This window comes from Nocardia implantans, from assembly GCF_035544775.1.
Taxonomy (GTDB): Bacteria; Actinomycetota; Actinomycetes; order Mycobacteriales; family Mycobacteriaceae; genus Nocardia; species Nocardia implantans.
The window spans coordinates 274,960-297,466 of record NZ_JAYKYQ010000004.1; the positions used below are offsets into that span (position 1 = coordinate 274,960).

General features: G+C 68.6%; 19 protein-coding genes, 2 tRNA genes and 1 pseudogene. 11 read left to right on the forward strand and 11 right to left on the reverse strand.

Features of this window, described 5'->3' with window-relative positions; all coding sequences use genetic code 11:
* The first annotated feature begins 154 nt into the window (after positions 1 to 154).
* Complete coding sequence (locus U3653_RS11805) at positions 155 to 667, forward strand: winged helix-turn-helix transcriptional regulator (RefSeq protein ID WP_195078650.1); 513 nt, start codon at positions 155 to 157, stop codon at positions 665 to 667.
* A gap of 3 nt (positions 668 to 670) precedes the next feature.
* On the opposite strand, the gene U3653_RS11810 is transcribed toward U3653_RS11805, so the two are convergent.
* From U3653_RS11810 to U3653_RS33245, 3 genes and pseudogenes are all read right to left on the reverse strand, one after another.
* Positions 671 to 1,477 carry a nucleotidyltransferase domain-containing protein gene (locus U3653_RS11810; RefSeq protein WP_195078651.1) on the reverse strand — a complete coding sequence of 269 codons (807 nt, stop codon included), beginning with the start codon at positions 1,475 to 1,477 and terminating at the stop codon, positions 671 to 673.
* A 51-nt stretch (positions 1,478 to 1,528) separates the two neighbouring features.
* Entirely contained in the window at positions 1,529 to 2,047 is a 519-nt protein-coding gene (locus tag U3653_RS11815; RefSeq protein WP_323124200.1) for an MFS transporter, read from the reverse strand.
* 119 nt (positions 2,048 to 2,166) lie between these two features.
* Positions 2,167 to 2,787, reverse strand: a pseudogene (locus tag U3653_RS33245) (MFS transporter); the annotation flags it as partial.
* A 20-nt stretch (positions 2,788 to 2,807) separates the two neighbouring features.
* Between U3653_RS33245 and U3653_RS11825 the strand changes: the two are divergent.
* Positions 2,808 to 3,734: a LysR family transcriptional regulator gene (locus U3653_RS11825; RefSeq protein ID WP_195078652.1), complete on the forward strand. Its 927-nt coding sequence runs from the start codon at positions 2,808 to 2,810 to the stop codon at positions 3,732 to 3,734.
* A 693-nt stretch (positions 3,735 to 4,427) separates the two neighbouring features.
* Here U3653_RS11825 and U3653_RS11830 read toward each other — a convergent pair.
* Complete coding sequence (locus U3653_RS11830) at positions 4,428 to 6,137, reverse strand: alpha/beta fold hydrolase (protein ID WP_195078653.1); 1,710 nt, start codon at positions 6,135 to 6,137, stop codon at positions 4,428 to 4,430.
* A 76-nt stretch (positions 6,138 to 6,213) separates the two neighbouring features.
* Positions 6,214 to 6,768, reverse strand: a complete 555-nt coding sequence (locus U3653_RS11835; protein WP_195078654.1) for a TetR/AcrR family transcriptional regulator — start codon at positions 6,766 to 6,768, stop codon at positions 6,214 to 6,216.
* Positions 6,769 to 6,910: 142 nt separating this feature from the next.
* On the opposite strand from U3653_RS11835, the gene serA reads away from it, so the two are divergent.
* Positions 6,911 to 8,509, forward strand: a complete 1,599-nt coding sequence (serA, locus tag U3653_RS11840) for a phosphoglycerate dehydrogenase (RefSeq protein WP_195078655.1) — start codon at positions 6,911 to 6,913, stop codon at positions 8,507 to 8,509.
* Between the two features lie 253 nt (positions 8,510 to 8,762).
* Positions 8,763 to 9,770: a 3-isopropylmalate dehydrogenase gene (locus U3653_RS11845; RefSeq protein ID WP_195078656.1), complete on the forward strand. Its 1,008-nt coding sequence runs from the start codon at positions 8,763 to 8,765 to the stop codon at positions 9,768 to 9,770.
* A 157-nt stretch (positions 9,771 to 9,927) separates the two neighbouring features.
* On the opposite strand, the gene U3653_RS11850 is transcribed toward U3653_RS11845, so the two are convergent.
* On the reverse strand, positions 9,928 to 11,109 hold the full coding sequence (locus tag U3653_RS11850; protein ID WP_195078657.1) for an MFS transporter: 1,182 nt from the start codon (positions 11,107 to 11,109) through the stop codon (positions 9,928 to 9,930).
* 204 nt (positions 11,110 to 11,313) lie between these two features.
* On the opposite strand from U3653_RS11850, the gene U3653_RS11855 reads away from it, so the two are divergent.
* The 4 genes from U3653_RS11855 to U3653_RS11870 all read left to right on the forward strand — a co-directional run bounded on the left by U3653_RS11855 (position 11,314) and on the right by U3653_RS11870 (position 13,997).
* Positions 11,314 to 12,087 (forward strand): fumarylacetoacetate hydrolase family protein, encoded by a 774-nt coding sequence (locus U3653_RS11855; RefSeq protein ID WP_195078658.1) that lies wholly within the window; start codon positions 11,314 to 11,316, stop codon positions 12,085 to 12,087.
* Positions 12,088 to 12,100: 13 nt separating this feature from the next.
* Complete coding sequence (gene gltX, locus U3653_RS11860; protein WP_195078659.1) at positions 12,101 to 13,591, forward strand: glutamate--tRNA ligase; 1,491 nt, start codon at positions 12,101 to 12,103, stop codon at positions 13,589 to 13,591.
* A gap of 115 nt (positions 13,592 to 13,706) precedes the next feature.
* Positions 13,707 to 13,778, forward strand: a tRNA-Gln gene (locus tag U3653_RS11865).
* A gap of 146 nt (positions 13,779 to 13,924) precedes the next feature.
* Positions 13,925 to 13,997 (forward strand) — tRNA-Glu (locus U3653_RS11870).
* 561 nt (positions 13,998 to 14,558) lie between these two features.
* On the opposite strand, the gene U3653_RS11875 is transcribed toward U3653_RS11870, so the two are convergent.
* The 3 genes from U3653_RS11875 to U3653_RS11885 form a co-directional block, all read right to left on the reverse strand.
* A complete protein-coding gene (locus U3653_RS11875; RefSeq protein ID WP_195078660.1) occupies positions 14,559 to 14,738 on the reverse strand; it encodes a DUF5302 domain-containing protein in 180 nt (59 codons plus the stop codon).
* Positions 14,739 to 14,883: 145 nt separating this feature from the next.
* Entirely contained in the window at positions 14,884 to 15,384 is a 501-nt protein-coding gene (locus tag U3653_RS11880; protein ID WP_195078661.1) for a pyridoxamine 5'-phosphate oxidase family protein, read from the reverse strand.
* A gap of 33 nt (positions 15,385 to 15,417) precedes the next feature.
* Positions 15,418 to 16,119 (reverse strand): IclR family transcriptional regulator, encoded by a 702-nt coding sequence (locus U3653_RS11885; RefSeq protein WP_195078662.1) that lies wholly within the window; start codon positions 16,117 to 16,119, stop codon positions 15,418 to 15,420.
* A gap of 155 nt (positions 16,120 to 16,274) precedes the next feature.
* Here U3653_RS11885 and leuC point away from each other — a divergent pair, with 155 nt between their 5' ends.
* The 3 genes from leuC (at position 16,275) to U3653_RS11900 (ending at position 19,154) form a co-directional block, all read left to right on the forward strand.
* Positions 16,275 to 17,696, forward strand: a complete 1,422-nt coding sequence (gene leuC / locus U3653_RS11890) for a 3-isopropylmalate dehydratase large subunit (protein ID WP_195078663.1) — start codon at positions 16,275 to 16,277, stop codon at positions 17,694 to 17,696.
* A gap of 39 nt (positions 17,697 to 17,735) precedes the next feature.
* A complete protein-coding gene (leuD, locus tag U3653_RS11895; RefSeq protein ID WP_195078664.1) occupies positions 17,736 to 18,344 on the forward strand; it encodes a 3-isopropylmalate dehydratase small subunit in 609 nt (202 codons plus the stop codon).
* 156 nt (positions 18,345 to 18,500) lie between these two features.
* Positions 18,501 to 19,154 (forward strand): HU family DNA-binding protein, encoded by a 654-nt coding sequence (locus U3653_RS11900; RefSeq protein ID WP_195078665.1) that lies wholly within the window; start codon positions 18,501 to 18,503, stop codon positions 19,152 to 19,154.
* A 183-nt stretch (positions 19,155 to 19,337) separates the two neighbouring features.
* Here U3653_RS11900 and U3653_RS11905 read toward each other — a convergent pair whose 3' ends face one another.
* Together U3653_RS11905 and U3653_RS11910 are read right to left on the reverse strand one after the other, a co-directional pair.
* On the reverse strand, positions 19,338 to 20,303 hold the full coding sequence (locus tag U3653_RS11905; RefSeq protein WP_195078666.1) for an NUDIX hydrolase: 966 nt from the start codon (positions 20,301 to 20,303) through the stop codon (positions 19,338 to 19,340).
* Positions 20,300 to 22,471, reverse strand: coding sequence for an RNA degradosome polyphosphate kinase (locus U3653_RS11910; protein WP_195078667.1), 2,172 nt, complete (start codon positions 22,469 to 22,471; stop codon positions 20,300 to 20,302). Before U3653_RS11910 ends, U3653_RS11905 begins: the two co-directional genes overlap by 4 nt.
* Positions 22,472 to 22,507: the final 36 nt, after the last annotated feature.

The window sequence follows — 22,507 nt, forward strand, 5'->3', positions numbered from 1 at the left end:
ACTTGACTTTCGAAAGGCCCCGCACCGGGATGGTGCGGGGCCTTTCCGTTTGCGTGGAGCGCCGCACGCCTGGTGGCGGGCGAAGGCGGGGGCAGCGCACGGCTGGCTGGTTGTATTCTGCAAGCAGTAGTTGCCGACCGACGGGAGTGCCAGGATGCGGGAGGAGGGACGTTCGGGATGCCCGATCAACGCGACGATCGAGGTGATCGGCGATCGGTGGACGCTGCTCGTGCTGCGTGACGTGATGTTCGGCGATCGGCGGCACTTCCGCGAACTGCTCGCCGGATCGGAAGAGGGCATCGCCTCCAACATCCTGTCCGACCGGCTCAAGCGCCTGGTGGCGGCCGGGCTGCTCAGCCGCGCGGACACCAGGCCCGGCCAGAAGGCCGAATACCGGCTCACCGAACCGGCCATCCAACTGGTGCCGATCATGGCGCAACTCGGCGCGTGGGGTCTGCGGCACCGCCCTACCACCAAACGTCTCCGGGTGCGGGCGGAATTGCTCGAGGCGGGCGGGCCGCCACTGTGGGCGGAGTTCATGGATGAATTGCGCGAGAGTCACCTCGGCATACCGCGCCCGGACCCGGATCGTCCGACCGCCACGCAGCGACTCGTCCAGGCTTACGCCGACGCGGTCGCCGAGGACGGTCGGGCGGCCGTCTCGTAGTCGTCAGCCGGCCAGGGCCTCGGCTCGGAAGAACTCGGCGGTGATCGCACGGGCTCGGGTGAGGTCGCGCCCATTGGACTTGACGAAGAAGTCTGCCGCACAGGCGAATTCGGCGACAATGAACGCCGTTATCGGTGCGGGGACCGCTCCGCTGCCCATTTCGCGGGTCCGCGATTTCAGGTCGGTCAGCTCGGCCACCGCCGCCGACAGATCGGCGGGCAGATCGCACTGCCGTAACAGCGTGGGCAGATGCATCGGCGCCACCGCCGCCGAGGGATGTTCGCGCAGCCAGCGCAGCGCCATCGCGGGGCGCAGCGCGTAGAACACCTTCTTCAGCGATCCCGTGCGCTCGAACAGCGCCCACTGCTTGGCGCCCAGATGCAGATAGTGCCGGCCGACCCGATTGCGGTCGGCGACCTCGTCGGCCAGCGCGCGCAGTCGGTCGCGGAATCGCGGGTCGCCGCGATACACGATCGGCGACATCAGCCACTCGATGAGCACCGCGTTGCCGGCCACCAGCAACCGCAATGCCTTCGCCAGATCCCAGCCGTTCACGTCCAGCAGGCCCGCGAGGGGCGTCTCCACCACGTCGCGGGTGCGCCAAGGGGACAGGTAGGTATCCAGGGCGGCGACATAGACGAACCGGCAGTCGTAGTCCGAATCGGGCGACGGGAATCCCCAGGCGCGGCTACCGCTTTCGATCGCCAACCGGATCGACACCCGGTGCTCCAGCTCGACTCGGGCCAGCTCACGATCGATGGACCCGACCACCGCCGGGTCCATCGAATCCGGAATCGCGCGTAGAGACATGGACGCGATGGTAAGTGCCGGAGCGAGGTGTCGCAGCGGCATTTTCGTCCCTCAGGGCCTGCGCGCGCCGCCGAGCGCGGCGACGAATACGGCCATGATCGCAAGCGCCCCGCCCAGCCACGTGGCGGCGGCAACGCCCAGCGCGTCGGCCGCCAGGCCGCCGCTCAGCGATCCCAACGCGATGGCGGCATTGAAAACACCCGCGAAGAGGGCGGACGCGCCTTCCTTCGCGTGCGGGGACGCGGCGAAGACCCAGCTCTGCGTGCTCACCGAGACGCCGCCGTAGGACACGCCCCACACGATCATCAGCACGACGGCCCACGGCAGCGAGACGCCCAGCACGGGTAGGGCGATCGCGGCCGCGGCGAGAACCGAGCCGATCGCGATCAAGGTCCTGCGCGGCGCTCGTGCCGCCGCGGCTCCCGCGCCGAAATTACCCGCGACACCGGCGATCCCATAGACCAGCAGCAGCGCGCCGATCGTTTCCGCTTCGACGCCGGTCGCTTCCTCGAGCACGGGCCGCACGTAGGTGTAGGCGGCGAAGTGGCCGGTGACCAGGAACGCGACCACGAGCAGGGCGATCCGCAAGCCCGGCTGCCGTGTCGCCGCAATACGCCGCGCAAGGCCAAGGATTCCGTCGCGGGCAGCCGCGGCAGCAGGACCGCCAGGGCCGCGAGCACCACTACCGCCAGGCAGGCGGCGGCCACGAACGCGATCCGCCAGCCGGCGAGCGCGCCGAGGAACGTTCCCGCCGGAATGCCGAGCACCGAGGCGACCGCGACGCCGGAGAAGACGAGCGAGGTCGCCGCGGTGACCGAGCGCGCGGGCACCAGCCGCGCCGCCAGACTCGCCGCGATCGCCCATACCCCGCCCATGCCGACGCCGACCAGCACCCGTGCCCCGATCAGCACGCCGAAGCTCGGCGCCGCGGCGGCACCGAGATTGCCGAGCGCGAGCACCGCCAGCAAGCCGCACAGCACCACCTTGCGCTCGGCTCGGCGCAGCGCGGCGGTGACCGAGGGCGCCGACAGCGCGGCGACCAGACCCGTGACCGTCAACGCGAGACCGGCGCGGCCTTCGCTCACCCGCAGCGCCGAGCCGATCGGAGTGAGCAGGCCGACCGGCAGCATCTCGGCGGTGACCACCGTGAACGTGCTCGCCGTCACCGCGCCGACGCCGAGCCACCCGCGCAGCACCGAAACCGGCTGCGGCGCATCGACTTGCTGAACCTGTGTCATGTCCTCCAGCCAACGGCTCGTGGCGAGGGGAAACAACGACGAAGGTCTCATAGTTCTATGAGCTGGACTCATCGACCGTGGAAGGGAAGCTGATGGGTGGGCTGGAGGTCCGCGAGCTGGAAGCGTTCCTCGCGCTCGCGGAGGAACTGCATTTCGGACGGGCCGGCGCCCGGCTGTATGTGTCACAGAGCCGGGTGAGCCAGCTGCTGCGTTCCCTGGAGCGGCGCATCGGCGGGCAACTGGTGGAACGGACCAGCCGCACCGTCCGGTTGACGCCGCTCGGCGCGGCCTTCCTCGCCGAACTGCGGCCCGCGTACGCGGCGTTGCGCGCGACGGTCGACGAGGCTCGCGCCGCCGCCCGGGGTGCCCACGGGAGCTTGCGCGTCGGGTTCCAAGGCGCGGGCAACGATCACCTGATGGCCGCGGTCGCGTTGTTCCAGCAGTGGCACCCGGGCTGCTCGGCAGAACTGGTCGAGATACCGCTCGCCGATCCGTTCGGTGCGGTGCGGCGCAACGAGGTCGACGCCGCCGTCGTGTTGCTGCCGATGGGCGAGGGTGATCTGGTGCTCGGCTCGGTGTTCGCGGGGCAGCAGCAGACTCTCGCGGTCGCCAGTTCCCATCCGCTCGCGGGCCGGGCCGAGCTGTCGGTGGAGGAACTCGCCGCTGTCGCGTTGATCGGAGTGCGCGCGCCCGCGCCGGAGTACTGGCGCAGGGCCCAAGCGCTCGACGTCACACCGGGCGGGCGAAGGGTGTGCTCCGGGCCGGAGGTCGGCACGTTGGAAGAAGGTCTCGCCGCGGTGGCGGCTGGGCGTGGGGCGATGTTGCTGTGCCATCCCACCGCGGAGTCACACCGCAGACGGCCCGTGCGCTTCGTGCCGGTCACCGGGATCGCCGAGTCCCGCCTCGGGGTGGTGTGGCACCGGTATCGCGAGACCCCGCGGGTACGTGCGTTCTCCCGCGCGGTAGCAGCCACGAAGCCTGCCGAAGATGTGCGATCGGTCACCATCGGGGCGCACTGACGATTGGTCAGCGTGGTGTCGCGCGAATGGGTGAACAGCGCCGCCGATGTGGCGTAACAATTTCGTCAGCTGGTCGGTTCAGGTATTGGAAACTTATTTGCTGTCTCTATCGAAGCTGGGGTGAAATCGCTCCGTGCCCCCCATTTTTGCGGGCCGCGAAATTCGTCCGCATCGCTCCCTGTGTGCCATCTCGGCGGATCTATTAGCAAAGGAAAATAAGAGGTCCATTCAGCGCGTTGACCTGGGCAGACGGCGAGATGTGCAGCTCGCGAGCGTCACATGGCGTGCGTGTGGTCACAATCTTTTCATTTTGTGGTCTGCATCACCAATTTATCGAATTCCGTAACTGACGCTGTCCCTGCGCCGACATGCCGCATGTCAGCCAGTTCGACTGGAAAGTTTCGAGGAAGAGGTATTTCCATGATCCCCGTTATCATCGACACCGGTAGCGCTGCCCTGAACGGTCTTTTCGACACCCTCGGCGCCGCGTTGCACGGTCTTGTCGACACCTTGTGGACGGGTTCTTTCGGCGGCCGCTGACCGACGTAACGGTCGAACAGCTCCGACCGGGTCGCACGCCGACCGATGGCGTGACCGAGCGGGCCCCCGCACCCGAGGGTGTGGGGGCCCGCCGCCGAGCGCTGCAACGCCGGAGCTCGGGCTGGCCGTGTGCCGCGACGCGGGAGGACGGGATCAACCGTGCGCCGCGACGGCGGAGATCCGGGCGAGTTCTGCCGCGAGCCGGGCCGGGTGGGTCAGTTGCGGGTAGTGGCCCGCGCCCTCGATCGAAACCCGTTCCCGCGCGGTCGTGCCGGTGACCGGGTCGGCGGAACCGGCGATGATCCGCACCGGCACCTCGACCCTTTCGAGCAAGGTACGCAGCTCTTCGCGCCGCGCGGGGGCACTCGCCTCCTGTAGTGCGGCGACTGTTCGGCTCGCGACGCCGCGCCTGCGCAGGTTCGCCGCCGCGCTCGCGATCGCGTCGCTCTCTGGCACCCCGAGCCGTCGCGCCAGTGCCGCCGCCGAGATCCGGCGCATCGACGCGGTCGCGAGTGGCGAGCGCAGCAGCCGCCCCGACCGCGGCTGCAAGAACGCGGGCGCGACCAGCACCACGCCGGAAACCTTCTCGGGATGCCGCGCCGCGTACCGCAGCACCGGCCCGCAGCCGAGCGAATGGCCGACCAAAACCGGACGCGAGCGCACCGAAGCGAGCAACGTGGGCAGCGCCGCGTCGCGATCCCCGGGCGCCGAACGGCCGAGGCCGGGCAGGTCAACGACCAGGCTGGGCCCGTCCAGCTCCGCGCGCACCGCGTTCCAGGACTCGCCGTCCAGCGGAAGGCCGTGCAGCAGAACATAAGCCGGACGAACGCGTTCGCCGCTCACCCAGATGCCGTCGGTGAAACCGGCGGTCGGGTCGTCGGCCGCCGCGCCGAATCGCGTGGCCACCAGATGGTCGGCCCAGCCGAGCAGGGTGGCTTCGGTCGGCGGCATGGTGAGCCCGGCGCGGCGCGCCACCTCTTGTGCCGCCGAGGTGTCGTAGCGGTCGTCGGCGATGAAGCTCAGCGTCTCCGGATCGGCGCCGGTCAGGGCGGGTGGAAGCTTCGAGATGACGCCGACCGGGATCGAGAACCGGGGTGCGCGGACGCCGAGGTGATCCGCCAGCAGCCGAATCAGGCCGGGCAGCACGGGAGTCCGCTCGTCGAGCACCGTGTAGGACCGGCCCGCGGTATCGGGCAGCGTGGGCAGGCTGATCAAGAAATCCGTGAAGTAGTCCAGATCCACGATCGGCACAAAGGTGTCGGGCCCGCCGGGGAGCGCAGGAAGTCGCCCGTTCCACAGATCCTCGACGACGCTCGCCAGCCCGATGTATTGGCCGGGGCCGATCACGCTGCTCGGGTTCGCGACGGTCAGCGCGACGCCTTGTTCGGCCGCCCGCCGGCGCAGCAGCGGATCCGATTCGAACTTCGACGCCCCGTACGCGCCGTTCTCGTAGTGCTGTTCCTCGGATTCCTCGACGGTGATCCGATACCCGGTGATGTGCACGACGCGTCGCAGATCGGGCAGGGCGGCGGCCCACTCGAGCACGCGCAGCGCCCCGGTGACGTTCACCGCGTACGCGTCGTCGGCCGCGAGCCCGAAGGCGAAGCGGGCCGCGCAGTTGTACACGTCGCGAACGCCGGACGCATCGAAGTCGGCGGGCAGGCCGAGGTCCGGCGCGGTCACGTCGCAAGGAATGATCTCCAGCCCGCGCTCGTCCACGCCCTGTCTGCTCAACCATCCGGTGAGGCGCTGCTCGCTGCCCGCCCGCAGCGCGGCGGTGACGGAATGCCCCTGCTGGAGCAGGCGGGCGACGGCGTTGCGACCGAGGAACCCGGCGGCTCCGAAAACGATGCTGTCGGACATGTCAATCTCCTTACTAGACCGGTCTACATATTTTGTGGACACGAGAAAGCCATTGGCTGAGCGCCGTGTTCGGGGCTCAGATCATGGCGCGCAGAGTGCGTTCGACGCGTTCCAAGGGCGCACGGCTGCGCTGCGCACGGGCCAGCAGCAGTGCCCCCTCGACCATCGCCAGCACCGCGGCCGCCAGATCGTCCGCGTCGTCGCGGCCATCGGCGCGAAGCCGGATCCGCAGCGCCTGCTCCCACGCCGCGTACGCGGCGGCGCACTCGGCCTGAATGGGGTCGTTCGCCGCCGCCACGTCCAGGGCGACCGTGGCGACCGGGCAGCCCTGTTGCCAGCCGGATGCCTCCAGTCGGTCGCCGAACGCTCGCAGCAGCCTGCTCGCGGCCGCGGCGGCGTCACCCGGCTCGATCGTGTCGATCATCGCCGTGATCTCCTTGCCTGCCTGTGCGATCGCCGCGGCGACCAATTCGTCTTTGCCGCCGGGGAAATGGAAATACAGCGACCCGCGCGGCGCGCCGCTGGCCGCCAGGATCTGGTTCAGTCCCGCGCCGTAGTAGCCGTGCCGCTCCACCAGCGTGCGCGCCGCGTCGACGAGTTTGCCGCGAGTCTCGGTGCCTTTGACGCCCATGCGGTGACTGTAGACCGGTCTTCATATTTTTGCCAGCGCCGGGACTGACGACGGCCGCCTACCAGGTGGTAGCCGGGCCGGAAATCGCGCGCACTAAGCTGGTCGGCGGTAATTGCCGACCACATCCCCAGGAGTACTCCACGTGAGCCAAGCAGGCCGTCCTGTAGTTCTGATCGCCGACAAGCTCGCCCAGTCGACCGTCGACGCGCTCGGTGACGGTGTCGAGGTCCGGTGGGTCGACGGACCGGACCGCCCGGCCCTGCTGGCCGCGGTGCCCGAGGCCGACGCGCTGCTGGTGCGGTCGGCGACCACGGTCGACGCCGAGGTCCTGGAAGCCGGGAAGAACCTGAAGATCGTCGCCCGCGCCGGCGTCGGCCTGGACAACGTCGACGTGCCCGCCGCCACCGAGCGCGGCGTCATGGTCGTGAACGCGCCGACCTCCAACATCCACACCGCCGCCGAGCACGCCGTCACCCTGCTGCTCGCGGCCGCCCGCCAGATCCCCGCGGCCGACGCGACCCTGCGCGAGCGCACCTGGCAGCGCAGCAAGTTCAACGGCGTCGAGATCTTCGACAAGACCGTCGGCGTCATCGGACTCGGCCGCATCGGCCAGCTGTTCGCCGCCCGCCTGGCCGCCTTCGAAACCAAGATCGTCGCCTACGACCCGTACGTGTCGCCCGCGCGCGCCGCGCAGCTGGGTATCGAGCTGCTCACCCTGGACGAGCTGCTCGAGCGCGCCGACCTGATCTCGATCCACCTGCCGAAGACCCCGGAGACCAAGGGCCTGATCGGCAAGGAGGCCATCGCCAAGACCAAGCCGGGCGTGATCATCGTCAACGCCGCCCGCGGTGGCCTGGTCGACGAGGCCGCCCTGGCCGAGGCCATCAAGTCCGGCCATGTGCGCGCCGCGGGCCTGGACGTGTTCGAGACCGAGCCGTGCACCGACAGCCCGCTGTTCGACCTGCCGCAGGTCGTGGTGACCCCGCACCTGGGCGCATCCACCTCCGAGGCTCAGGACCGCGCGGGCACCGACGTCGCCAAGTCGGTGCTGCTGGCGCTGGCCGGTGAGTTCGTGCCCGGCGCGGTGAACGTCACCGGTGGCGCCGTCGGCGAAGAGGTCGCCCCCTGGCTGGACATCGTCCGCAAGCAGGGCGCCCTGCTCGGCGCGCTGTCCAACGAGCTGCCGGTCAGCGTGGAGGTGCAGGTGCGCGGCGAGCTGGCCGCGCAGGAGGTCGGCGTGCTGGAGCTGTCCGCGCTGCGCGGCATCTTCTCCGCGCTGGTCGAGGACCAGGTCACCTTCGTCAACGCGCCCGCGCTGGCCAAGGAGCGGGGCATCACCGCCGAGGTCACCACCGCCACCGAGAGCCCGAGCCACCGCAGCGTCGTCGACCTGCGCGCCGTGTTCGGCGACGGCAGCACCCTGAACGTGGCGGGCACGCTGACCGAGCCGCAGCTGGTGGAGAAGATCGTCAACATCAACGGCCGTAACTACGACATGCGCGCCGAGGGCCTCAATCTGGCCATCCTGAACTACGAGGACCGGCCGGGCGCGCTGGGCAAGATCGGCACCAAGCTCGGCGAGGCCGAGGTCGACATCCTGGCCGCGCAGCTGACCCAGGACATCGACAAGGAAGGCGCCACCGTGGTGTTGCGCGTGGCCCGCGAGGTGCCCGCCGACGTGCAGGCCGCGATCGCCGAGGCCGTGGGCGCGGCCAAGGTCGTCCAGGTCGACCTGTCCTGATCCGATCCGGGGCAACGCGCCCCGGTGCCCGCGGAACCGGCGCCGCGCACGAAGCACTCGTGCGCGGCGCCGGTCTCTTCACCCGCGTGCGGAGCCGCGTCGTCCGCGCGCCCGATGCTCGGCGACCCGGCCGCGCCGAGTAGCGTGACGGTGCTGCGGTCACCCGGCCGGAATGTCGCGCGCATGCCGACGGTCGCCTCATGGCCGCACGGTGCGGCGGCCGCGACCGGCAATATCGAACGGAGCATTTGTCATGAAACTTGCTGTCATCCCGGGCGACGGGATCGGGCCCGAGGTCATCGCCGAGGCGCTCAAGGTGCTCGACGCGGTCGTGCCCGGCGTGGAGAAGACCGAGTACGACCTCGGTGCGCGCCGCTACCACGCGACCGGCGAGATCCTGCCGGATTCGGTGCTGCCCGAGCTGAAGCAGCACGACGCGATCCTGCTCGGCGCGATCGGCGATCCGTCGGTGCCCAGCGGCGTGCTCGAACGCGGCCTGTTGCTGCGCACCCGGTTCGCGCTGGACCACCACGTGAACCTGCGGCCGTCCAAGCTGTTCCCCGGCGTGACCAGCCCGCTGGCGGGCAACCCCGACATCGACTTCGTCGTCGTGCGTGAGGGCACCGAGGGCCCCTACACCGGCACCGGCGGCGCGATCCGGGTCGGCACCCCGCACGAGGTGGCGACCGAGGTCAGCACCAACACCCGCTTCGGCATCGAGCGCGTGGTGCGCTACGCCTTCGCCAAGGCGCAGGCCCGGCGCAAGCACCTGACGCTGGTGCACAAGAACAACGTGCTCACCTTCGCCGGCTCGCTCTGGCAGCGCACCGTGGACCAGGTCGCGGCCGAGTTCCCCGAGGTCACAACGGCTTACCAGCACATCGACGCCGCGACCATCCACATGGTCAACGATCCGGGCCGGTTCGACGTGATCGTCACCGACAATCTCTTCGGCGACATCATCACCGATCTGGCCGCCGCCGTGAGCGGTGGCATCGGCCTGGCCGCCAGCGGCAACATCGACGCGTCCGGCGCCAACCCGAGCATGTTCGAGCCGGTGCACGGCAGCGCCCCCGACATCGCGGGCCAGTCCAAGGCCGACCCGACCGCGGCGATCCTGTCGGTCGCCCTGCTGCTGAACCACCTGGGCAACGCGGAGGCAGCCGCGCGCATCGAGTCGGCGGTCGCGAAGGACCTCGAGTCGCGTTCCGGCGCGGCGTCGACCGTGGAAATCGGCGACCGCATCGCGGCCACGCTCTGACACCGTCACACCGGAAGGTCCCGCTGCCACTGGGCAACGGGACCTTCCTGCGTTCGGGCCGGCACCTGATCGTGCTTGCCCTGGATTATGCGGCCTTCGGCGGTGACGGCATCGTTCGCCAGAGGGTTCAGGTAATCCAATCGTTCGACGCGCGAACCTAGTCGGGGTCGCGGGGAACCAGCGGAACCGCCGCGACGGCCGAAACCGCGGCCAGAAGGAAAGCCGCGGGGAAGCCGCTGGCGGTGATGAGCGCGCCGAACACGGGCGGGACCGCGGCCATGGCCAGGTTCTGCCCGGTGTTCTGGATGCCGAGACCCCGGCCGCTCCAGTACGGCCCCGCGATCTCGGCGACCGCGGTGAAGGCCAAGCCGTTGTCGGAGACGGTGATCACGGACGCGGCGATCAGCAGCGGAATGGCCGCCCACCACCAGTGGGTCGACGCGGTCAGCGCCAGCGCGGCCATCGACAGCACCGCGGCGACGGCCACCGTGCGCAGCGGGCCCATCCGGCTGCCGACCCGGTCCGACCACGCGCCCGCGCCGATGCGGCCCAGTGCGCCCAGGATCTGCGTGACGGTCACCAGCGCACCCGCGGCGGCCAGCGACCAGCCGACGTCGCGGTGCAACCACAGCAGCGCGAACGTCCACACGGTGCCCTGCGGGACGACGAGCAGCACCGAGACCAGATGGATGCGCCACAGCGTCGCGTTGTCGCGATAGGGATTGGCGCGCAACGCCGGATCGGCGGCCGCCCGGTCAGGGCGCGGCGGGTCGACGATGCCCGCCAGGCAACCCATGGCCGCCACACCCGCCATGAGCGCGGGAACGAGAATCGCCGCGGGCACGCCGTGGGCGGAGGCGACGGCCGGAATCGCCAGCGCGCCGACGCCGACGCCCAGCGGCTGCGCGGTCTGTCTGATGCCCATCGCCAGCCCGCGCCGCTGCGGCGGGAACCAGCCGACGATCACCCGGCCGCTCGCGCCGTTGGTGCTGGCCGCGCCGACGCCGCCGAGGAACAGCAGCGCGCCCAGGGCGATGTCGTTCGTCGTCGCGGCCGCGGCGCAGCCGGCCGCCAGCATCAGCAGCGGGCCGCCGACCAGCACCTTGCGTTCGCCGATCCGGTCGACCAGATAGCCCCACGCGATCAGGGTGCACACCAGGCCGACGGTGGGCATCGCCACCAGCAGGCCTGCCGTCGCCAGCGGCATGCCCCGGTCGGTCAGCGCGGGCAGCAGGAACGGGACGCCGTGGATGAAAACCGCGCTGGAGGCCTGGGCGAACACGCCGAGACCGAGCATGGACCAGCGCCGAACCTCGTCGATCTGCGTAACGGTCGCCATCGACCTCACCTCGAAATCTCATTATTTGGGATTCAATTCCCACTTTGTGAACTTCGCTGCTCACGGTACACCCGGTGGGGGCTCGATTCGACGGTTGTGGCTGTCGGACTGCTCACAGGCGCGCCGTCGCCGGACCGGGGCGGAATCCGTACCACCCGGTCGGGCGCGTTCGAGCAGGTGGCGGCGGGTCGATAGACTCCGGGAATGCGTCTAGGTCGAGTTGCCAGTCCCGATGGAGTCGCCTTCGTCAGCATCGAAGGCGACGGAAGCGACAGCGTGGCCAAGGAGATCGCGGAACACCCGTTCGGCACACCGACGTTCACCGGGCGGAGCTGGCCCCTGGCCGACGTGCGGCTGCTCGCGCCGATCCTGGCCAGCAAGGTGGTCTGCATCGGCAAGAACTACGCCGCCCACGCCGCCGAGATGGGCGGTCCCGCCCCCGCCGACCCGGTGATCTTCCTCAAGCCGAACACCGCGATCGTGGGGCCGAACGCCCCGATCACCCTGCCGCCCAGCTCGTCTCAGGTCGATTACGAAGGGGAGTTGGCGATCGTCATCGGCCGTCCCTGCAAGGACGTGCCCGCCGCCCGCGCGCTGGACGTGGTGCTGGGTTACACCGCCGCCAACGACGTCACCGCCCGCGACCAGCAGCGCCACGACGGCCAGTGGACCAGGGGCAAGGGCTACGACACCTTCTGCCCGCTGGGTCCGTGGATCGAAACGTCCTTGGACCCTTCGGATCTGGAGATCGTCACCGAACTCGACGGCGAAGTGCGCCAGCGCAGCCGCACTTCGCTTCTGCTGCACGACATCCCGAAGCTCATCGAGTGGATCACCACCGTGATGACGCTGCTGCCCGGTGACGTCATCCTCACCGGCACTCCCGAGGGCGTCGGCCCGATGCGCGAGGGCCAGCAGGTGTCGGTGACCGTCGAAGGCATCGGCACCCTCACCAATCCCGTTGCCGCCAAACGCTGATCGAAAGAGAGCCATGACTGAAGTACGGGTCCGATTCTGCCCGTCACCGACCGGAACACCGCACGTCGGCCTGATCCGGACGGCGCTGTTCAACTGGGCCTACGCCCGCCACCACGGTGGCACATTCGTCTTTCGAATCGAAGACACCGATGCCGCACGGGATTCCGAGGAATCCTACCTGGCGATAATCGACGCGCTGCGCTGGCTCGGCCTCACTTGGGACGAGGGCCCCGAGGTCGGCGGGCCTTACGCGCCATATCGCCAGTCGCAGCGAAAAGAACTGCACCAGGACGTTGTCCGGCGTTTGCTGGAGGCGGGGGAGGCGTACGAATCGTTCTCCACGCCGGAGGAAGTCGAGGCCCGCCATCGCGCCGCCGGGCGCGATCCCAAGCTCGGTTACGACAACTACGATCGCGACCTGACCCCCGAGCAGATCGAGGCCTACCGGGCCGAGGGCCGCCCCGCCGTGGTCCGGCTGCGGATGCCGGACGAAGACCTGTCCTGGCACGATCTGGTGCGCGGGGAGACCGTCTTCAAGGCGGGCAGCGTCCCGGACTTCGCGCTCACCCGAGGCAACGGCCAGCCGCTGTACACGCTGGTCAACCCGGTCGACGACGCCTTGATGCGGATCACCCACGTGTTGCGCGGCGAGGACCTGCTCTCCTCCACGCCGCGCCAGCTCGCGCTGTACGCCGCGCTGCGCCGGATCGGGGTCGCCGAATTCACTCCCGAGTTCGGTCACCTGCCGTTCGTGATGGGTCAGGGCAACAAGAAGTTGTCCAAGCGTGATCCGGAGTCGAATCTGTTCGCCCATCGCGACCGCGGGTTCATCCCCGAGGGTTTGCTGAATTATCTCGCGCTACTCGGCTGGGGACTGTCCGAGGACCGTGACGTGTTCTCCATGGCGGAGATGGTCGAGGCCTTCGACATTTCGAAAGTGAATTCGAATCCGGCCCGTTTCGATCAGAAGAAGGCGGACGCGCTCAACGCCGAGCACATCCGATTGCTGGCGCCGGGTGATTTCGCCCACCGGCTGCGGGAGTATCTCACCGGACAAGGCCATATCGGCGCCGAAATCGATGAGCGGGTGTTCGCCGCGGCGGCGGAACTCGTGCAGACCAGGATTGTCGTGTTGTCCGACGCTTGGGACCTTCTGCGTTTCTTGTTCGCGCCCGCGGAAGAGTTCGCGATCGACCCCGCCGCCGGAGCCAAGAATCTGGGTCCCGACGCGACCGAGGTATTGCAGGCCGCTATTACCGCGGTGGAGCCGTTGACCGAGTGGACCACCGAGGCGATCGAAGCGGCGCTGAAAAAGGCGCTGATCGATGATCTCGGGCTGAAACCGCGCAAAGCCTTCGCCCCGGTCCGGGTCGCGGTCACCGGATCGCATATCAGCCCGCCGCTGTACGAATCCCTGGAACTGCTCGGCCGCGACCTCACCCTGGACCGGCTGCGCGCGGCGGTGGACTGGAAGGAGGCGGCCCAGGCCGGCTCACAAGGCTGAAAATATGGCTTTGACCAGGCGATTTGTAGTTAACCCGTAGCCGTTTGGTACTCTTCTTCTCGGCCCGGAACACGGTCTCGAGTCACCCAGACGCGAGACGGAAAGACCTGGTCATTGGGGTATGGTGTAATTGGCAACACAGCTGATTCTGGTTCAGCCATTCTAGGTTCGAGTCCTGGTACCCCAGCGGAGAGTGTTGGAAGACTTCGGTTCGCGGCCGAAATCACTCAGCACCTGGCGATTTGGTCGCCGGGCCTCGGCCAGATAAGCTAGCCGAGCCTCCTGATCGAAAGATCAACCATGGCGCTCCTCGCGACAGCGAGAAGCAGTCCTGGCCCCGTCGTCTAGCGGCCTAGGACGCCGCCCTCTCAAGGCGGTAGCGCGGGTTCGAATCCCGTCGGGGCTACACGAGTGAAAGGCCCATGCTCATGGAGCATGGGCCTTTCTCGTTTCGCGGTGTCTTGTGGGGGTGCAACCCCACACCCCGCCCGGAGAGCTTCGCCCCCGGACCCCCGGCGAGGGCTTCGCCCCGCCTGGCGGTGGTCCGGTGCGGTTGTCGGGTGCGGATCTGGGCGTTGCCCGCATGGGAGCGCCCTTCCCGAGTTTGCCTTCGCCGCGTCGGCTAGCGGTCATCGGCTGTACTGGCTGCTGTGTGTTGTATCTCGCCCAGGCGCTCCGCTCGGGTGTGTCCCAGGCCGAACGCGCCGACCGCCGGGTGACGCCGGGCGCGGTGGGGCCGACCAGCCGCGCCGCGACGGCGGCGGTGCGGCGCAGCATTCGGGTTGTGCGGATGAGTCGATGTCACCGGCCGCGATCCGGAAGCGTCGGCCCCCTGCCGGGTGTGCCTACCGCCCTCGGTTCCGCTCGCCGACATGAGATGGCCCTCTGAATGACGCGGTCGCGGGGGAGCGGCAAGAGAAAGGCCCTCCAGCGATCTTGCTGGAGGGCCTGCGGGGACTGTGCGGACTTATCCGCTCTTGCGCCGGAATTCCCGCTTGTGGCCGACCGCGGACTGCGCCGCGGACGCCTTCGACCGTCCGTCGAGGTGGTCGGCCGCGCGGGCGTTCTGCTGGTTCTTGCGCTCCAGTGCTTCCCGGAACTTGCGCTTCACCTCGTCGGCGCCATGGGACTTACCCGAATCCGCCATCGCTGCTCCTCGTCGTCGCGGCCGCGCGGCGCGTCCTCGCGGGCGGCGCTGCCCGGCCGATTGCTGTCGAACACCCGACGCTAGCCCGTGCGGGTGGTTGTGTCAGTTGGTTTTCGGGCGCGTCGCGCTACCCGAGCACGCTCGGTCAGTCCAGCGGCTGCGCGGTGGTGCCGCCGAGCGGCATCGCCGGGAGTCCGAGTTTGCGGTGATCCCAGCTGCGCGTGCGCTCGGGCACCACGCGCACGGCGACCCGCTTGTGCAGCATGGCCTCCACCATCGGCCGCAGCTCCTCGCTGTAGGGGCCGGTGTAGCGCTCCCACACGCTCACGCCGACGGCGAAGAGTTTCTCGGCGTCCTCGACGATCTCGGCGCGGCCCTCGATCGACACGCCTCTGAGCTGGTCGTAGGTGTCGCCCTCCTCGATCATGCAGGTGACCCTGGGATCGCGGCGCATGTTCACGGCCTTCTGCGATTTGGCCTTGGTCTCGAACCACATCTCGCCGTCGATGAGCGCGTACCACATGGCGGTCAGGTGCGGCGTGCCCTTCGGGCCGATGGTCGCCAGCGTCGCGATCCGGCTGCGCCGCAGGAACTCGGTGATTTCGGTGTCGGACATCACGATCTGTGCCCGTTGGTTGACTCCCATGGGCCAACTGTAGAGAGTCCGGACTGAAACGTGTTACAGACGCTTGTGCAGGGCCTCGGCCGCCGCGACCAGATCCGCCGCCCACCGGGCGCCCGGCCTGCGGCCCATCCGATCGATCGGTCCCGACACCGACACCGCCGCGATCACCGTGCCCCCGGCGTCGCGCACCGGCGCCGAGACGCTGGCCACGCCGGCCGCGCGTTCGGCCGCGCTCTGCGCCCACCCGCGCTTGCGCACCTCGGCCAGCGCGCGCTCGCCGAACACCGCGTCGGCCAGGATGGTGCGCTGCAGTTCCGGGTCGGCCCACGCCAGCAGTACTTTGGCCGCCGAGCCCGCGGTCAGCGGCAGCCGCGCCCCGATCGGCACGGTGTCGCGCAGTCCGACGGGAGGTTCCAGCGCCGCGACGCAGACGCGGGCGTTGCCGTCGCGGCAGTACAGCTGGACGCTCTCGCCGGTGATCTCGCGCAACCGGGGAAGAATGGCCGACGCCGCCTCGAGCAGCGGGTCGTTGGCGCTGGTCGCGAGTTCGGCGAGGGCTGGACCCGGCCGCCAGGTGCCGTTGCTGTCGCGCGCGAGCAAGCGGTGCACCTCCAAGCCGACGGCGAGACGGTGTGCGGTGGCGCGGGGCAGGCCGGTGCGCGCGCACAGCTCGTTGAGACCCGAGGGATGCTCGGCTACGGCGTAGAGGACCGCCACTGCTTTGTCGAGGACGCCGATGCCGCTATGCTGTCTCATAGAACGATACTAGCGTCTCGGATGTTGAGAAATCCACCTTCGTGGATCCCTTCTCTCAGCGTTCGGACCAGGCGCAGCTATCCCAACTTGTGCAACCGTCGCCGCATCGGTGTCCAGATCGCGGAACGGCTGCTTCGTCCGAAAGGTGATCGACAATGGCCGAACCGCGCACGCTGGCCGAGAAGGTATGGGACCAGCATGTCGTCGCTCGCGGGGAGGGCGAGGGTGCCTCGCGCGAACCGGACCTGATCTACATCGACCTGCATCTGGTCCACGAGGTGACCAGCCCGCAGGCCTTCGACGGGCTGCGCGCGGCGGGCAGGGCGGTGCGGCGGCCCGACCTCACGATCGCGACCGAGGACCACAACGTCCCGACGATCGATATCGACAAGCCGATCGCCGACCCGATTTCGCGCACCCAGGTGGAGACGCTGCGGCGCAACTGCGCGGAATTCGGTGTGCGGCTGCACCCGATGGGCGACCTTGACCAGGGCATCGTGCACGTGGTCGGGCCGCAGCTGGGCCTGACCCAGCCGGGCATGACCGTGGTCTGCGGCGACAGCCACACCTCCACGCACGGCGCGTTCGGCGCGCTGGCGATGGGCATCGGCACCTCCGAGGTCGAGCATGTGCTTGCCACCCAGACCCTCTCGCTGCGCCCGTTCAAGACGATGGCGATCACCGTGGACGGCGTCATGCCCCCCGGCGTCACGAGCAAGGACCTGATCCTGGCCGTCATCGCGAAGATCGGCACCGGCGGCGGCCAGGGCTACGTCCTGGAGTACCGCGGCGAGGCCATCAGGGCCATGTCGATGGAGGCCCGAATGACGATCTGCAACATGTCCATCGAAGCGGGCGCGCGGGCCGGCATGATCGCGCCGGACGAGACCACCTACGAATTCCTCAAAGGGCGGCCGCACGCGCCGCAGGGAGCCGACTGGGACGCCGCGGTGGCCGCCTGGGAGGCGCTGAAGACCGACGAGGGCGCCGTTTTCGACGCCGAAGTGCACATCGACGCCTCCGCGCTCACCCCGTTCGTCACCTGGGGCACCAATCCGGGTCAGGGCGCCCCGCTGGGCGAGGCCGTGCCCGATCCCGCCACCATCGCCGACGAGGTGGCCAGGGAGTCGGCGGAGAAAGCTCTGCGTTACATGGACTTGGAGCCGGGTACTCCGCTTCGACAAGTGCCGATCGACACCGTATTCGTCGGCTCCTGCACCAACGGACGCATTGAAGATTTGCGTGCGGTGGCCGGGATTTTGAAGGGACGACATGTCGCCGACGGGGTGCGAATGCTGGTTGTACCGGGGTCGATGCGGGTTCGCGCGCAGGCGGAAAAAGAAGGACTCGGGGAGATTTTCACCGCGGCCGGCGCCGAATGGCGGCAAGCGGGCTGTTCAATGTGCCTGGGAATGAATCCGGACCAGCTGGAGCCGGGCCAGCGTTGTGCGTCCACCTCGAACCGCAACTTCGAGGGCAGGCAGGGCAAAGGCGGCCGTACGCACCTGGTTTCTCCTCTCGTGGCGGCCGCGACGGCGGTCCGCGGAACACTGTCGTCGCCTGCGGATCTGGACTGACCGCCCCCGATTCCCTCAATCAAACCCAGGAGATTCGTTATGGAAGCCTTCACTGTGCACAAGGGCATCGGGGTGCCGCTGCGCCGCTCCAATGTCGATACCGATCAGATCATCCCGGCGGTCTACCTCAAGCGGGTGACGCGGACCGGATTCGAGGACGGCTTGTTCGCCGCATGGCGGACCGATCCCGACTTCATTCTGAACATCCCGCCTTACAACAGGGGTAGTGTCTTGGTGGCGGGTCCGGATTTCGGTACCGGATCGTCACGTGAGCACGCTGTTTGGGCGCTGTCGGACTACGGCTTTCGGGTGGTCATCTCATCCCGGTTCGCCGACATCTTCCGCGGCAATGCGGGCAAGGGCGGTCTGGTCGCCGCTCAGATGTCACAGAACGATGTCGAAATGCTCTGGAAGTTGCTCGAGGAACAGCCCGGCTTGGAATTGGTTGTGGACCTCGAGGCGCGCACGGTGACGGCCGCAACCGTCGTGTTGCCGTTCGATATTGATGACTACACCAGGTGGCGTCTGCTGGAGGGATTGGATGACATCGGGCTGACGCTGCGCCGGGAGGACGCGATCGCCCGGTTCGAAAAGGCAAGGCCAACATGGAAACCCACTACCCTGCCAGCACATATTTCGCAGACGTAATCACCCCCGCCGGTTAGCTGGGCAGCCGGAGTTGTGGTAGCTGGACGTGTGCTAAACCACATGAATTTTGGCGTGGCACATAGACTCTTGCCCAAAGTGGGTTTACCGTGGTACCTAGTCGGTCCGACGACGGGCCATTAGTCTGCGGAGGATTCAATGAACAAGGCGGAACTGATCGACGTTCTGACCGAAAAGTTGGGTACGGACAGGCGCACGGCCACCGCGGCAGTCGAGCATGTGGTCGACACCATCGTGCGCGCGGTGCACAAGGGTCAGAGCGTCACCATCACCGGTTTCGGTGTGTTCGAACAGCGTAAGCGTGCGGCTCGCGTCGCACGGAACCCGCGTACCGGCGAAACCGTGAAGGTCAAGCCCACTTCGGTGCCCGCGTTCCGCCCCGGAGCCCAGTTCAAGGCGGTGATCGCGGGTAAGCAGAAACTGGCCGCGACCGGGCCCGCCGTCAAGCGCGGGGTGAATGCGCCGGTGTCGGCGAAGAAGGCGGCGGCCAAGAAGACGGCGGCCAAGAAGACCGCCGCCAAGAAGTCGACGCCGACCAAGGCGCCCGCCAAGACCACGGCCCGCAAGGCCGCTGCCAAGGCCCCGGCCAAGAGCACCGCGCGCAAGACGACCGCTACCAAGACCGCTGCGAAGAAGGCGCCCGCGAAGAAGACCGCGGTCGCGAAGAAGGCTCCGGCCAAGAAGACGGCCACCAAGGCCACGGCGGCCAAGAAGTCCACCACCACCGCCGCCAAGAAGACCACCGCGAAGAAGACCGCGGCCAAGAAGGCCCCGGCTCGCGGCGCCCGCTGATCTCGAGCCACCGCCGGATCGGCGCTGAATGCGTGGCCCCACGACTGGGCCCATTCGCCTCAACGTCGAGACGGCCCCGGGAGACACCCGGGGCCGTTTTCGGCTGTCCGCCTACCGAGAACTCACGGCCGTGGCCGCCGCTCGGCGCCCGCCGACCCGCGCGGTGACGCGGAAGGTTCCGGTCTAATCGGACCGCACCACGTAGGCTGACAGCGATCGATCCAGATGGTCGGCGGCCACCAGGCGATGGCCGACGAACGACAGCACCCACACACTGCCCTTGCGATTGCGCGCCGACGGCAGCGCGATCCCGTCGCGTTCGGCCAGCCATCCCAGCAGATCGGGGATCACTTTGCCTTGACTGCAGACCACGCGAATGGCGTTGTCCGACACCAGGGCTCGAAAACGTTCCCGGGCCTGGTCCGGGTTTTCGGCGTACCCGGATTCGGAAAGCAATGGCTCCTCGATGATTTCGACACCGAGCTTCTCCGCCAGCGGCGCCACGGACTGCACGCAACGCAGCGGGGGAGCCGAGTAGACCTCGGATGCGCCGAATGCCAACAGATTCGACGTGAGGGCCTGCGCCTGCGCCTCGCCGTCGCGGTCGAGCGGACGCTGATCGTCCGGACCGTTGAAGCGGTCCCTGCGGCCCGCTTTGGCATGCCGGACCAACAGCACGGTCTGGGTACGCGCGGGCAGCCGGGTGAAGGCGCGCACCACCTGCCGGTCCATCGGATACGACAGTTGGTCCATCACCCGATCCAGCGGATGCCAGCTGAGCACGTCCACCTCGGAGTTGACCGTGAATTCCCCGCCCACCTGTTCGGCGGCCCAATAGTCGACCCGCTTCAGCTTGCGATGACCGGGGATCGGGTAGGTCACGTGGCCGAGGTAGCGGCCGAGCCTGCTCTCCAGCCCGGTTTCCTCCCTGACCTCGCGGACCGCGGCCAGCACCGGCGTCTCACCAGGGTCGAGCTTGCCCTTCGGCAGCGACCAGTCCTCGTACTTGGGACGGTGGACGAGGGCGATCTCGATCGCACCCGTGGACGACTCACGCCACAGCACCGCTCCCGCGGCGTGGATATTGGCGGTGACGCGGGGATCCCAGAAGGGGCCCCCTTCCTGCTCGAACCCCGTTTTGGCGTTCACTGCTGATCTGGCCTCCGCAGCCGCATCAAGAACTCCTGATGATCTCTGATCTTGTCCCCGTCGCCGGAGGTGCCCGGCGACGCCCGCCACGTGCCGTCCGGTTGCAGCACCCAGCAGCGCGTGGTCGGCGACAGGGCCGAGTCGAAGACCCCGCCGAGTTGTTCGGTCAACCGCGGATCCTTCACCTGCGCCATCACCTCGACCCGGCGATCGAGGTTGCGGTGCATCATGTCGGCGCTGCCGATCCAGTACTGGTCCTGCGCCTGGAAGTGCATGATGCGGGAATGCTCCAGGAACCGGCCGAGGATGGAGCGCACCTCGATGTTCTCGCTCATGCCCGGCACGCCGGGGCGAAGGCCGCAGATGCCGCGCACCACGATCTGCACCGGCACGCCGGCTTGGGAGGCCCGGTACAGCGCATCGATGACCTCTTCGTCGACGATGGCGTTGGCCTTCATCCGGATTCGGGCGTCCTGCCCCTGACCCGCCAGCTCGGTCTCGCGCTGGATGCGCTCGATGATGCCGGAGCGCACGCTGTGCGGGGCGACGAGCAGATTGCGGTAGTTCTCCTTGCGCGAGTAACCGGTCAGCGAATTGAACAGGTCGGTCAGATCGGCGCCGATATCCGGTGCGGCGGTGAGCAATCCGACGTCCTCGTAGAGGCGGGCGGTCTTCGGGTTGTAGTTGCCGGTGCCGATGTGGCAGTAGCGCCGGATGGTGGCGCCCTCGCGGCGGACCACCAGGCAGGTCTTGCAGTGGGTCTTCAGGCCGATGAGGCCGTACACCACGTGCACGCCGGCCTGTTCCAGCGCGCGGGCCCACTTGATATTGGCCTGCTCGTCGAAGCGCGCCTTGATCTCGACCAAGGCGACGACCTGCTTGCCCGCCTCGGCGGCGTCGATGAGCGCGTTGACGATCGGGGAGTCGCCGGAGGTGCGGTAGAGCGTCTGCTTGATGGCGAGCACCTGCGGGTCCGCAGCGGCCTGTTCGATGAATCGCTGCACGCTGGTGGAGAACGAGTCGTACGGATGGTGCACCAGCACATCGCCCTCGCGCAGGGCGGCGAAGACATTGCGCGGCGTCTCACGCTCGCCGAAGGCGGGCGGCGTCGCCGGGACGTACGGGGTGTCCTTCAGGTTCGGCCGGTCGACGCCGTACACCTGCCAGAGGCAGGACAGGTCGAGCAGGCCGGGCACCTGGATGACGTCACCGGGATCGACGTCCAGCTCGCGCAGGAGCAGATCGAGCATGTGCTCGGTCATGTCGTCGGACACTTCCAGTCGCACCGGCGAACCGAACCGCCGCCGCGCCAGTTCCCGCTCCAGCGCTTGCAGCAGGTCCTCGTCGCGATCCTCGTCGACCTCGAAGTCGGCGTTGCGGGTGATCCGGAACGAGTGGTGCTCGACCACGTCCATGCCGGGGAACAGCAGGTCGAGGTGCGCGGCGATGAGCGCTTCCATCGGCAGGAAAGCGGCGATCGGGGAGCCGGATTCGGTGCGGCGCACGCGGACGAACCGATCGACGTTGTCGGGGACCTTGACGCGGGCGAAGTGCTCGCCGCCGGTCGCGGAATCCTTGACCGTGACCGCGAGGTTGAGGCTCAGACCGCTGATGTAGGGGAAGGGGTGCGCGGGGTCGACCGCGAGCGGGGTGAGGACCGGGAAGACCTGATCCTGGAAGTAGCCGGACAGGCGCAGGCGTTCGTCCTCGTCCAGATCGCTCCAGTCGATGATCGCGATGCCCTCCGCGGTCAGCGCGGGCAGCACGCTGTCGAGGAAGACGCGGGCATGCCGCACCGCGATCTCCTGGGTGCGCGTGGCGATCAATTCCAACTGCTCGCCGGGGGAGCGGCCGTCGGCCGAGCGCACCAGCAGGCCGGTCTCGGCACGGCGTTTCAACCCGGCCACCCGCACCATGTAGAACTCGTCGAGATTCGACGCGAAGATCGCCAGAAACTTCGCACGCTCCAGCAACGGCAGCGACTCGTCCTCGGCGAGGGCGAGCACGCGGGCGTTGAAGTCGAGCCAGCTCAATTCGCGATTGAGGTAGCGATCGCGGGGCAACCGCACCGCCGACGAGTCGGCCGACAGGGGTGTCGCCGCTGGGGGTGGCGTGGGAAGCAACGGCTGCTGCTTGACGGTTTCCGTATCGCTCACGCCAACGATCATCCCCTACCGGAGAGGTCATGTGCATCCCGCGACCGG